This is a genomic window from Acinetobacter sp. P1(2023), from assembly GCF_028367635.1.
Lineage (GTDB): Bacteria > Pseudomonadota > Gammaproteobacteria > Pseudomonadales > Moraxellaceae > Acinetobacter > Acinetobacter pittii_E.
In genome coordinates this window covers 1-12,982 of record NZ_JAQNDD010000001.1, presented here as the reverse complement: position 1 = coordinate 12,982, position 12,982 = coordinate 1, and the positions used below count along the sequence as shown (strand labels likewise).

The window sequence follows — 12,982 nt, the reverse complement described above, 5'->3', positions numbered from 1 at the left end:
TCAATATTGATACAGGTAGGGAGCAAATTCCTACCTGTATCTGGACGTTTTATTTATGAAGTAACTGGTTTACATCGACCAGATTTGCCATTTGTTGATTACCACGGTCATTAGGATGTAAATGATCTCCCGAATCATAAATTGGATTTAATCGATCAGGATGTTTAGGGTCTTTTAAGCCTTGATCAAGATCAAGTACGCCGTCAAATGTATGGCTGGTTCTCATCCAGTGATTAATGCGCTGACGTAATTCATCTTTATTCGGTTGATAGTAATTATCTAAAGGAGTGTTGGGTAAGGCACCTGAAAATGGAAGTAACGTTGCCCCAATCACTTGAATACCTTGGTGATGTGCTTCATCTACCACACGTTTATAGCCTTGGGTTAATGCTTCAAAAGTCGGTATTGGTTGTTTAGGTGCAAATGCGGTACCCGGCCATGAAATATCATTAATACCCACCAGAACAATTAATGTTTTCACTCCAGAATATTGAAATACTTCTTTTTTTAAGCGTTCTAAAGCACTGTCGCCCATACCGTCGTTAAGTAACCGATTTCCTGAAATTCCACTATTAATGACCGCTACTTGATGTGGTGATAAGCGCTTAGCTAAAAAGTCGGTCCATCTGGTATTTGCATCTAAAGTTGCAGTTGCACCATCGGTAATTGAATCTCCAATGACTGCAACAACATATGCTTTACGCTTTGGTTTTACTTCCACAGCCGACAATAATAATCGCGCAGTGGTGGTTTTGGCACTGCTAGGTGCTTTTAAGTCCGCGGTCTGGTTACCAGCAATAATCCAACTGGTTTGTTTAGCATCCCAGTGAAAAGTTTTAAATGTAGTTGGCTTTTGAATAAAGGTATTAACCATTAACTGCCCATGATCGGGAACAGGTAGCTGGATTGGATCACTTATCAGCTGTTTGCCAGGTAAAATTTGTGCTTTAAACTTTCCAGAAAAATAAACTGGATAAGCACTCTTAGCTTTTAGACTTTGTCCTTTGATTAGTCCTACAGTAGTTTTATCAATATAAAGCGGTTGATCCCCATATTGATTTGTGAAAACAAGCCTGACAGCTTCACCACCTAAACTAATTTGACTAATTTGCTTGATGGTCTGATTAGATATTTGATCTGGAATTAGGGTCGGAAAAACGAAATCTTTATTCCAAACTTTTTGTGGACTAGCTGCCCAAGTGGTAATCCATTGGCTATTTTGTACTTCTGCTTGCGCTACAGTAGATGATAAAACAAGAGAAAATAGGGCGGATTGATAAAGTTTCATCTCGTGAACTCTTTAAAATAAATTAAAGTTATCTTGAAACAAATTGCTGGCTTGTTATAGCGACATAAGCGGAATAAGATTTGTGAATAAAATTCACAAATAGCTTTTGTTATGTCCTATTTTGATATTAATCGGTCTGGTGAGTTGGCAATTTTTATTCGAGTGGTCGAGCTTGGAAGTTTCTCTGCTGTTGCAAGAGCGTGTGGCATGACGCCGTCTGCGGTCAGTAAGTTAATTTCTCGGTTGGAAAAAAGACTTGGCGTCAGACTACTGAACCGTTCAACACGTCAGTTCCAACTCACCAGTGAAGGATGCCAGTTTTATGAGCAAGGCATTCAAATCCTGAACGATCTAGACGAACTTGAACAATCTGTTACTGCAAACCATATACCGCAAGGGCGAATTAGAATTCATACCAGTCTTTCATATTGGACGCATTTTTTATTGCCTTGTATTTCTCTATTTAATCAACGCTACCCACAAATAGAATTAGAAGCTCATTTAAGCGATGAAGTGATTAATTTGGTTGAGCAAAGAATAGATGTTGCAATTCGTACAGGGCCTTTAAAAAGCTCAAACTTGATTGCTCGTACACTCGGGAGCACGCAGAAACATTATGTATGTTCACCAGCCTATATTGAAAAGTATGGCTGTCCGCAGCACCCAGAAGACTTATATGGACATCAGCTTTTAGATGTAAGTTATCAACGCCAGAATAAAACATGGTTCTTTAAAAAAGACGATCAAGAAATCACGCTTGTCCCCACTAAAGTGTTAAGAGTAAATCATGGAGAAGCGATCTTACAGTTAGCACTTGCAGATGTGGGCGTTGCACAGCTTAATGAATTCCAAATCCAAAAAGCTGTAGAGCAAAAACTATTGGTCAAAATTCTTGAAGACTGGAATACCAATGCTTCTGAAGAATTTCATGCCGTCTGGATTGGACATGATAAATATGTTCCTAAACGTGTCAGGGCTTTTTTAGATTTCTTGGTCGAGCATGCAAACATTAGTTAATTGGTTTTTTTCTGGCACTTAACTGACATTGATCCATGGTTTCATTCATTGTTTCCACAAAGTGCATATCCGCATCAATATTTTGTAAGCTTACTTTTGGTAAGTTTTCTACAAACTGTGGCGAATAATGTTTTTCTAAAGAGTTATAAATACAGTTGCATTGTGAAAGTGCACGACCTGCCCAAACACAATGTGTATTAAATTCTTTTTACTAATAGATCTGCAACCTATTAAACTTATAGAACTTATTAATAGGGCGCACGTTAAAACAATACGATATAAAAAAACATCATTATTGCTCTTTGTTGGTTGTTGTTATCGTTCAGTTGGGTTTGAAGATGTCTTAATCTTTAACATGCGTTAAATATTGAAATCTTTTGTCGAGAGAGAAGAGTGTGTGTATGGGCGAAGAAATACAAAAAGTTTTTTAAAACTGTTTTAAGCCAAATAAAAGGGTAGTGAAGAGTAAGAAAAATAAAATAATATAAAATAATAGTCATTAGAGACTCCTTGATAAAAGAAGTTACGCCCAATCACTGCTATTAATTATGGTGGTGAAACGAAAGAGGGTTAGCAGACTGATACCTAAGAAACCAGCACACCCGAAGGTGTCCCACTCCCGTTCCTCCGTCAAAGGCACGAGGGGCTCCACACCAAAAAACTTGTTTTTAGTGCACTTAGGTAGACGATCTGCTAAAACCGACTGACAAAATAGGTCAGCGGGAGCATCATAAGCTGAGCCTTAAAGCGGGTCAATTGCAAAAATAAAAGATTGGTTTATATAAACAAATATTAATATTTTTAAATTTTTATTAATAAAATAAGGAGTTATTTAGAATTTGAAGTATTGAATAAACATTCAATCAAATTTAAGAAATAAGTTTTAATGTTTATATATCAAATATTTATTAATTGTGTATTTGTATAGTGTAGAGGGCTATTAACTTAATAAGGCATAAGTTTAAAAAGGGTAAGAATTTTTAATTTTATAAATATGATGTAATTAAATAATTAGCTGTTGCCAAAAAATAATTAAAATATCAATTGCAAGAATAGTAAATTTTTTTAGATTTATTTTATTTAGCTTTTTACAAAAGCTTGCATAACCTACAAAACTTAAGAGAACGATAGCGGTAGGTAAACATAAGAAAATGTTATTCATAAACCTACATCTCAAGATTTAAATGGGTGACCTCAATGTTAAGAATATTTTGTGCAGTGAGTATGGTAGTGACAATTGCAGTTGGTATGAGTGCGTGTCAAGATCGGGATCCGCGAGATAATGGGACCCATGGCGCTAATGACCCAACTACTCCCCAACAAATGGATAAAAACTCATAATGATTTTGCTTAAGAAAACTCACGGTTAAGTGGGTTTTCTTATCGTTTATTTCTATAAAATATGTAACATAATAAAAAAAGCAATTATATGAAAATATAAAATTAATCAATAAATTAGTGAGTTATTATGTTTATATAAATTTGTTGTTATTGAATTGTGTCTAACATAAATTATAGTTTCAAAAAATTAATAAAATAAACACAATAAATTACTTATATTCATCCAAAATTTATTTTAGTGAAAACAATTTTTTAAAGGTAAGGATATGCCCCAGTACTTAAGGATAGCTGAGAAAATCTATCAAAATGTTAAAGAAAAAAAAGGATTTACAGATGATCCTATGGAAGACCTTAACAATTTGATGATTGAGCTCAGACACGAGATTAAGGGGACAAAGCTTAAACTTTTATACAATTATATTGATTTCGCTGAATTACTGATTAAACCTCTTCAGGAATCTAAAATTAAATTAGATTTAAGTATTATTCCTAAAAGTAAGAATACACAGGAATTTGTGCTGTGGCTTGCAAGTTTTATCGAACGAATTACGACGGGCGGTCAAGAAAAATTACCTCCCATCCGCGCAAAAGTTGCTTTGCCTGCCTATGCTTTGAGGAAACCTATCCCTCTACGGGAAGCCCCGTAAATAACGGGGAAGAAATTATTGAATACTTTAAGAAAAAAGAAAATTAAATCAATTTTCAGACAAGCCTGATGTGAACACTAAATCAGGCTTAAATAATATTAGAACTTTATTACGATGACGCTCAAATGAATACTTAAGGTGGTTAAGCATGTTTGTATACTTTACGGATGGGACGTGTATTAATGAGTCTGAAATCTATGGGGTAAAAGCCAAATATGAGCAAAATAAGTATGTAGTTGAAGTAACCATTAAACCGACTCATACATTATCGGCATCGAGTGTACAGTTCAAGAAAGAAGTTTTTGATAATGCTCAATTAGCCAATCAATATTTAAATAATAATTTTAATATGCCACCTTTCTTCTAAAGAGTGGTTCTAAACTGAAGTTTTTAAAAAATTTTAGCAATAAAAAGAGCTTATTTCCGAGGGCCAATAGGAAATAAGCTCATGGCTTTGGACCAATAGAGAATGTGATTAGAAGAAGTTATCTTCCATTCCATGCATCTTTAATGGCTTGTTTAGCATGTTCCCATTTTAAACGAGATTCAGCTTTTAATTCTTCCCATTTTTGTTCTAAACCGCCTTCGACATCTTCAAATTGAGTGCCTTGTTCTGATTCAGCACGTGCACGTTGACCTAATTCATAGGCAGTCGAAAAGTCTCGGTCATAATCGAGATCTGGGGTAGTGAGCTGAGCTTCTTGATAATAAGGACGAGTAACGTAACTTTCGCGCCAATAATTATGGTCGCCCGCTGGCAGTCGTGCGTGATCGCTATTTTGATCTGTCATCAGTTTTTTCCTCATCTATTATTTAATTTTATGCTTATGGTAAATTTAGGAAGGTGAGGGCACCTTCCTAAATAAAATGAATGACCGCATCAAATGACATTTAAGTCAGCAACGAATTAACGTTGCTGATTATTGTTATTTGAGTTTTGTTGGCCTGAATCTTTTTGATTAGAGCCTTGTTGTTGGCGGCGGTTGTCATTTTGCTGTTGTTGCTGGTTGTTTTGTTGCTGTTGATCGTTTTGCTGTTGGTTGCCTTGTTGCTGCTGGTTGTTACGGTTGTCATTTTGCTGTTGTTGTTGCTGTTGATTATCGCGTTGATTGCTTTGATTATTAGTAGTGCTCATCTTTAATTACCTCATATCATTTATGATGTGTGTTTTATCTGAGAGCTTCAGATAGGTTCATTAAAACATGAAAATTTTTATTGTGTAGCCTTGGGGTGTTACCCTATATTTAACTGTAACTATGATTATTAAATAAAACCTTGATTTCTATAAGATGTAATTTTAATCAATAAACATAATTAATATGAAGATGGATAAAATTACATTTAGGTACATTGGAATTAAGCAAACACTATGATCATTTCCAAATATGTATTTGTTATCTTTTATAAAGAAAAGCTATTTTTTATTATCTAATATTATATATTCAATATCTTGGGTAATGTAATAAAGAAGTTGTCTAAGTTTAAGGCAGGGTAAACCTTTAAATACTCTTCTAAAGTTATAAAAATTATTCTGATAATAAATAGAATAAAAGAAAGTGCCTACAGGTTTTTCAGCAGTTTCTGAGCCCCCCTTTTTTAGCAATCCGGTACAGGCAACATACAGGTCGGCACGCAAGAGTTCTTTGCCTTTTTTGATCATCTCTACAGTGACTTGCATAGACTCAGGCGTATATTTTTCAATAAGTTCAGGTGAAATATGAAGAGTATTTTCTTTAACACGTAAGTCATAGCTGACTAAACTCCCAATAAGAATGTCACCTGAATAAGGGCTTAAAGAGAAGCGGTAAGCCAGATAACCAGCCGAAGCACTTTCAAAAAATGCGATTTTAATTTTTCTTGTGCGAGTAATTTGCAACATGAGTTAAACATTTATTTTCTCCTTACAACTGTTTTTAATTTAGTTATAAGATTATTTTTAATTTCTTTTTGTTAATTTTTAGGTCTTTATAATTTTAAAGGTAGGTTAAATGTAAATAAAATTTATAATTTATTTATTTTTTATAAAAACAGACAGTTAAATTATTCTAAAAGTGAGAATGTAAGTTTGTGTTATTTTTTATCTTATTGAATTTTAATATTTTTAAATTTATAAGTTGTTTCTTGATAACGTAACCTAACAAAGTTACGCTGGGATTATGGTTTAGCTGAAGTATGGTAATTTATATCTCACTAAAGGAGAATAGAAATGCCTGTTGTAGTGAAAAAAAGATTATTAGACTTATTACAAGATAATCAACAGAACTATTACGAATTATTTGTTTTTTTCCTTGATCCTGATATTTCTAGTTTTGAAAAAGAAAAGACAGCAAGAGAATTTCTTATTAAGGAAATAGATAAAATAGATCAAAATGAAATTGATTTTCCTTCCTCTATAAATATGGTTAAAGAATGGTGTGAAAAAGACAATAAAGAAAATTGTGAGCTATTTCAGACCTATTTGAATCGTAGACAAAGTGGAGGTGAGAGAGAGTACTTTAAAAATGTCGGTCAGGCATTTGAGTTTTTAATTAAAGTTTCACCCACTAAAAAAGTAGACGGTGCATGGTTATATAGTTCAGTTCATTACTGGAATGATCCGGTTTTTCATGACCTTATTATTACCTATTTGGAAGAGCTGGGGCTAGGTGAGCCGAAAGCAAATCATGTGTGTATCTATGATGACTTGTTACGTAGTCTTGGGCTCGATAGTTTTGATCTACTCTTAGAAGATGAATATTATCATAATGCTGTGATTCAGCTGGCGCTTGGTTATGCTCCATCTGAGTTTATTCCTGAAATTGTTGGCTTTAATTTAGGCTATGAGCAACTGCCACTTCATCTGCTCATCAGTAATTATGAGCTTGCGGAACTTGGTATTGATTCTAAATATTTTAATTTGCATATCACTATCGATAACATTGATAACGGCCATGCAGATAAAGCAATTAAAGTTATAGAAAATATTTACGATAAATATAGAGACAAAGAACACTTCTTTAATAAATTGAAGCGCGGTTTTGCTCTTAATAGCCATGGCGTATCATCTTCTAAAATTATTAAAAATTTAAATCTTGAAGATTTAGTTCTTAAAATTTTAAAAAGAAAAGCGCTTGTGGGTCAGCTCATTCATAACGAAAAAAGACAGTTTGGATGTAAAACCATTAACCAATGGTTATCAAAACCTGAAGACGTTAAAGGCCTGGTTACACATCTCATTGATCATAAATGGATTAAATTTAATACTGACCCCGAACAGAGCGTGTTCTGGCGAATGATTAATGAAGAAAATGGAAAAATGTTTGGGGTATTTAACCCTGTAGAACGACAAATTATTCATGACTGGATTGCTGGTAATGACCATTCTTCTAACTTTTTGGCTTACAGCAGAGAACTAAAAAATAGTCAACGTATTCAAGATTATCTCTTTAGCTATATTTCTGATGGCGAACTCGATGCACTTCGGAACGTATACGTCAAACACCTGATCTTGCCATAAAGATATGTAAGCTGATCCCGTTTTTGGCCCCAGATTCACATCATAAAAGCATTGGTCTATGGAGCACACGTAAATATGTTGAGCTCCTTTTTCCATATTTAAGTTCCTTTAACAAAAACTAACTCTTGGAGTTTTTTAATTCACCCCACGTTTAACTTTAAAACATAGGTAATGAACATGACTGATAATGTTAAATCAACAAATAAAACAAGTGAAATGGCTGGTGCGGACGCTGCAAATAAAGCCAATACTACCCAAAAAACTGAACAATTAGACTCAGTCAGAGATGATGCAACCAATGAGGCATTAACCACAAACCAAGGGGTTAAAATAGCGGATAACCAAAATAGTTTAAGAGCGGGCATCCGTGGTTCGACACTACTAGAAGATTTTATTTTAAGAGAGAAGATCACTCATTTTGACCATGAACGTATTCCTGAACGTATCGTGCATGCGCGTGGCGTAGGTGCACATGGTTACTTTCAGGCCTATGAAGGAAATGAACGTTTTACAAAGGCGGGATTTTTAACCGATCCAAGTATTCAAACGCCAATTTTTGTACGCTTCTCAACTGTGCAAGGACCACGTGGTTCTGCCGATACTGTGCGTGATATTCGCGGCTTCGCAATTAAGTTTTATACCCAAGAAGGCAATTTCGATTTAGTGGGTAATAATGCACCCGTATTTTTTGTACAAGATGGTATTAAATTTCCAGACTTCGTACATGCCGTAAAACCTGAACCAGATACAGAAATGCCAACAGGCGCAACTGCTCATGATACTTTCTGGGATTTTGTATCTTTAGTGCCTGAGTCAGCACATGCAGTCATTTGGGCGATGTCGGACCGTGCTATTCCACGTAACCTACGCTCAATACAAGGCTTTGGGGTACATACATTCCGTCTTATTAATGCTCAAGGCAAATCTCATTTCGTGAAATTCCACTGGACGCCTAAACAAGGTTTAAGTGCTTTAGTATGGGATGAAGCTCAAAAGCTTGCAGGTAAAGATCCGGATTTCCACCGTCGAGATCTCTATGAAGCGATTGAGAATGGTGTTTATCCAGAATGGGAATTGGGTGTACAAATTGTCGAAGAAGATGATGAAATGAACTTTGACTTCGATTTGTTAGATCCAACAAAAATTATTCCTGAAGAGTTGGTTCCAGTAACACCAATTGGCCGATTTGTTTTGAACCGCAATGTAGATAACTTCTTTGCAGAAACAGAGCAGGTGGCTTTCTGTCCAGGCCACATCGTGCCAGGAATTGATTTTACAAATGACCCACTTTTACAAGCACGTCTATTCTCTTACACCGATACGCAGTTAAGTCGTTTGGGCGGACCAAACTTCCATCAAATTCCGATCAATAAACCTGTATGTCCATTCCATAATAATCAACGTGATGGTCTTCACCAACATACCATTCCCAAAGGGCAGGCTGCATACCAACCAAACTCAATTGATAATGATTGGCCAGCAGAAACACCACCTGCGGCTTCAAATGGTGGTTTCGAAAGCTATCCTGAAAATATTAGTGGACATAAACTTCGTCAAAGAAGTGAAACCTTTTCCGATCATTTTTCACAACCGCGCCTTTACTACAAGAGCCTTGCGCCTCATGAGCAAAAGCATGTGGTCGATGCCTATACTTTTGAATTAAGTAAAGTGCAAAGAAAACACATCCGTGAGCGCCAAGTTCAACAAATTTTGGCAAATATTGATCTCGACTTAGCTCGACAAGTAGGTGCTAATTTAGGAATCGAAGTTCCTGATTTAACACTAGATTATAAGAAAACCGCAGTTGAAAAATCGGCTAAATTATCTTTCTTGGCTTTCCCACCAGAAGATATTCAAGGCCGAAAAGTTGCTGTGCTTATTCATAACCTTGTGAAATCAGATACACTTGAAGCTATTAAAAATTGGGCGATTAAAGAAGGTGCGGTTGTTCATTTACTAGCGCCGAGCTTGGCTCCAGTAAAAGATCATCAAGCAACATTATTGTGGCTGATGGTATGCAAATGGCTGAACCTTCAATTGCTTATGATGCGGTGATTATTCCTGATGGCGATAATTTAAATGCTGTTATGCAAGATGGCGTAGCGCGCCACTATGTACTCGAAGCTTATAAACATTTAAAACCAATTGCATTTTTAGGAAATAAATCTGATTTACTTGAACCGCTAGGTTTAGTTGCCGATGAAGGTACGCTAGTTGAAGATGAATTCCAGCAAATTGCTGAAAAATTCAAAAACTTGATTATGGCTCATCGTGTTTGGTCACGAGAACAAATAGCTGCTCACGTACCGGCTTAACAAATAAAAAAAGCCCTGAAAGCTTTAACTTTCAGGGCTTTTTTATATCTTAATGATTAGCCATTAACGATTTGACCACCGTTTACATGAATAACCTGACCTGTAATATAACTTGCATCATCTGAGGCAAGGAAAAGATAAGCAGGAGCAACTTCACTTGGTTGTCCCATTCTTCCCATTGGCGTATCTTTACCAAATTCTGCAACGGTTTCTGCATCGAAACTACTTGGAATGAGGGGAGTCCAGATAGGGCCGGGTGCCACCCCATTTACTCGTATACCTTTTTTCTGTTTCATTAAATTGTTCGATAAGCTGCGCGTAAAAGTAGTAATAGCACCTTTAGTACTTGCGTAATCGATTAGCTCATCATGACCTTGATAGCTGGTAATACTGGTCGTATTAATAATACTGTCGCCTTCTTCCATATAAGGAATAGCTTCTTTAGTAAGATAAAACATTGGAAAAATATTGGTTTTAAATGTCTTTTCTAACTGCTCATTACTAATACTCTCAATTTCCTTTTGTTGATATTGCACACCAGCATTATTCACTAAAATATTAATTTTGCCGTACTGTTGTAGAACTTTATCAATATCTAGTTTTGCAACATCTGGATCAGAAATATCACCTTTTAATAAAAGACAATGTTGTCCTTCTCTTTCCACGAGCTGTTTAGTTATTTCGGCATCTTGATCTTCTTCAAGATAAAGGATGGCAATATCGGCTCCTTCACGGGCAAACAATACAGCGACAGAACGGCCTATACCACTATCACCACCACTAATAACGGCAACTTTACCTTTTAACTTCTCGCTACCTTTATGGGAGCTTTTTATAATCTCTGGTTCAGGATGCATTTTTTCCTGATCGCCTGGTTGATGAGATTGAACTTGTGCTGGAGCAGACGTCGGATACTGATTTGTTGAATTTTCCATGTTTTAAATACCTCTGTATGAATATCTAATTTTCATAGGGTGAACTGTTGTTGCGTAAATATAAGTAAAATGAATTTTTTAATAAGTTGTCTTTGTTATTTTATATATAAGGATGTAAAAAAATATTTTAGATTTGAGAATTACATAATATCCATTAATTTAATTTTATTTTTATCAATCATGCTCTCAATAATAGAACGGTTTCCTGTGTCTTCTAACCAATTTTCTATCGGTATATTGTTAGATAAGTCTAATATTTCCTGAATAACTTTTTTTGCTCCCTCTATATTGTGTGGAGCTTTATTATCTTGATGTACTATATTATCGTGTAATAATTTTATATCTTCTTGTTTCATATCTTTTGATTTAATAATGTATAAGTCTCTTTGGAAGGGATGGCTTGCATGTGGGGGATCTAATCTATAACTCCATTCTTGATCATAATTTTGCCATGAATTCTTAGACTTAATATGACCTAATAGAATTTCTGGAATAGAAATATGAATATATTGTGGAAGTGATGATTGTTGATCTACTTTCATGGCTAACTCACTCAAAATATCTTAAATTAATTTTTAAATAGTATTTTTTATTACTCAAGTAAAGATTTTAAAGAAATGTAATGATATATGTTTCTGTTTTTTAATAAAATTATTTGTTTTCCATTTGTGTTTTTTTAGGTGGGGATGTTTCATAGTTTTACTTTTTGTTTTTATTTAAACTGTTTTGTTATTTACATGATAGTTTTAAAACCGATTGTAAGAATATATTTTAATGTACGCTTGAGTAATAATGAGTGAATAATTATATAAAAGGTAAAGTTGAATAAAAGTTGGAATATATAAATTCTTATTTAAATAATATGGTTGTAAAAAATTAAAATTTTAATTTTATATACATTTAAATCGATTGATACAGAGCCTAGGTGGGAAAATATTACAGATCTTCTATCTTAATTAAATCCGTTAACCAAAAGCGGTATGACTATAATTAAATATAGGAAGATATAACTATGGCTAATACTAGATATGAAGATGATGATAACAATAGAACAGGTACTTCAAATCGTGGATTTGCAAGTATGGATCCTGAAAGAGTACGAGAAATAGCCAGCAAAGGTGGGCGAGCAGCTCACGCGAGTGGTAATGCACATGAGTTTACTTCTGAAGAAGCTCGTGAAGCTGGCCGAGCAGCCCATGCAAGTGGTAACGCTCATGAATTTACGTCTGAAGAAGCACGTGAAGCGGGTGCTTTAAGTCATAAAAATGACCGTAATGGTCGTGGCCGCAGTCGTGATGATGACGATGATGATGACGATCGCGGTAGCCGTTCAAGTGGCCGTGGTCGCAGCCGTTATGATGATGACGATGATGACGATCGCGGTGGCCGTTCAGGTGGCCGAGGCCGAGGTCGTAGCCGTGATGACGACGATGACGATGATGATCGCGGTGGCCGCTCAGGCGGACGAGGCCGTGGCCGCAGCCGTGATGACGACGATGATGATGACGATCGCGGTGGCCGTTCAGGCGGACGAGGTCGTGGTCGCAGCCGTGATGACGATGATGATGACGATCGCGGTGGCCGCTCAGGCGGACGAGGCCGTGGCCGCAGCCGTGATGACGACGATGATGATGACGATGATGATGACGATCGCGGTGGCCGTTCAGGTGGTCGAGGTCGTGGTCGCAGCCGTGATGACGACGATGATGACGATCGCGGTGGCCGCTCAGGCGGACGAGGTCGTGGTCGCAGCCGTGATGACGACGATGATGATGACGATCGCGGTGGTCGTTCAGGCGGACGAGGCCGAGGTCGCAGCCGTGATGACGATGATGATGACGGTCGCGGTGGTCGCTCAGGCGGACGAGGTCGTGGTCGCAGCCGTGATGACGACGACGATGATGATCGCGGTGGCCGTTCAGGCGGACGAGGCCGTGGCCGCA

Annotated in this window: 9 protein-coding genes and 5 pseudogenes; 7 read left to right on the top strand and 7 right to left on the bottom strand. The window is 36.4% G+C overall.

What is annotated here, in order from left to right; genetic code table 11:
• Positions 1–49: 49 nt before the first annotated feature.
• Positions 50–1,288, bottom strand: a complete 1,239-nt coding sequence (locus tag POD11_RS00070; protein ID WP_262455874.1) for an SGNH/GDSL hydrolase family protein — start codon at positions 1,286–1,288, stop codon at positions 50–52.
• Positions 1,289–1,399: 111 nt separating this feature from the next.
• Between POD11_RS00070 and POD11_RS00065 the strand changes: the two genes are divergently transcribed.
• Positions 1,400–2,305 carry a LysR family transcriptional regulator gene (locus POD11_RS00065; RefSeq protein WP_262455873.1) on the top strand — a complete coding sequence of 302 codons (906 nt, stop codon included), beginning with the start codon at positions 1,400–1,402 and terminating at the stop codon, positions 2,303–2,305.
• Here the strand turns inward: POD11_RS00065 and POD11_RS00060 are convergent.
• Positions 2,298–2,578: pseudogene (locus POD11_RS00060) on the bottom strand (hypothetical protein). The gene POD11_RS00065 and the pseudogene POD11_RS00060 overlap by 8 nt on opposite strands.
• A gap of 924 nt (positions 2,579–3,502) precedes the next feature.
• Here POD11_RS00060 and POD11_RS00055 point away from each other — a divergent pair.
• The 3 genes and pseudogenes from POD11_RS00055 to POD11_RS00045 all read left to right on the top strand — a co-directional run bounded on the left by POD11_RS00055 (position 3,503) and on the right by POD11_RS00045 (position 4,660).
• On the top strand, positions 3,503–3,646 hold the full coding sequence (locus tag POD11_RS00055; RefSeq protein WP_016141368.1) for a hypothetical protein: 144 nt from the start codon (positions 3,503–3,505) through the stop codon (positions 3,644–3,646).
• A gap of 266 nt (positions 3,647–3,912) precedes the next feature.
• Positions 3,913–4,340 (top strand): annotated as a pseudogene (locus tag POD11_RS00050) (hypothetical protein).
• A 101-nt stretch (positions 4,341–4,441) separates the two neighbouring features.
• Positions 4,442–4,660: a hypothetical protein gene (locus POD11_RS00045; RefSeq protein WP_016141366.1), complete on the top strand. Its 219-nt coding sequence runs from the start codon at positions 4,442–4,444 to the stop codon at positions 4,658–4,660.
• A gap of 118 nt (positions 4,661–4,778) precedes the next feature.
• On the opposite strand, the gene POD11_RS00040 is transcribed toward POD11_RS00045, so the two are convergent.
• From POD11_RS00040 to POD11_RS00030, 3 genes and pseudogenes are all read right to left on the bottom strand, one after another.
• A complete protein-coding gene (locus POD11_RS00040; protein ID WP_224991658.1) occupies positions 4,779–5,084 on the bottom strand; it encodes a hypothetical protein in 306 nt (101 codons plus the stop codon).
• A 116-nt stretch (positions 5,085–5,200) separates the two neighbouring features.
• A complete protein-coding gene (locus POD11_RS00035; protein ID WP_016141364.1) occupies positions 5,201–5,428 on the bottom strand; it encodes a hypothetical protein in 228 nt (75 codons plus the stop codon).
• A 279-nt stretch (positions 5,429–5,707) separates the two neighbouring features.
• A pseudogene (locus tag POD11_RS00030) lies at positions 5,708–6,183 on the bottom strand (CinA family protein).
• Between the two features lie 316 nt (positions 6,184–6,499).
• On the opposite strand from POD11_RS00030, the pseudogene POD11_RS00025 reads away from it, so the two are divergent.
• Both POD11_RS00025 and katE read left to right on the top strand, forming a co-directional pair.
• A pseudogene (locus POD11_RS00025) lies at positions 6,500–7,911 on the top strand (iron-containing redox enzyme family protein).
• A 49-nt stretch (positions 7,912–7,960) separates the two neighbouring features.
• Positions 7,961–10,104, top strand: a pseudogene (gene katE / locus POD11_RS00020) (catalase HPII).
• A 56-nt stretch (positions 10,105–10,160) separates the two neighbouring features.
• Here katE and POD11_RS00015 read toward each other — a convergent pair.
• Positions 10,161–11,039 (bottom strand): SDR family oxidoreductase, encoded by an 879-nt coding sequence (locus POD11_RS00015; protein ID WP_016141360.1) that lies wholly within the window; start codon positions 11,037–11,039, stop codon positions 10,161–10,163.
• Between the two features lie 140 nt (positions 11,040–11,179).
• A complete protein-coding gene (locus POD11_RS00010) occupies positions 11,180–11,581 on the bottom strand; it encodes a DUF6367 family protein (RefSeq protein ID WP_262455869.1) in 402 nt (133 codons plus the stop codon).
• A 470-nt stretch (positions 11,582–12,051) separates the two neighbouring features.
• Here POD11_RS00010 and POD11_RS00005 point away from each other — a divergent pair.
• The coding region (locus POD11_RS00005) for a KGG domain-containing protein (RefSeq protein ID WP_271736991.1) at positions 12,052–12,982 on the top strand (931 nt) is incomplete at its 3' end.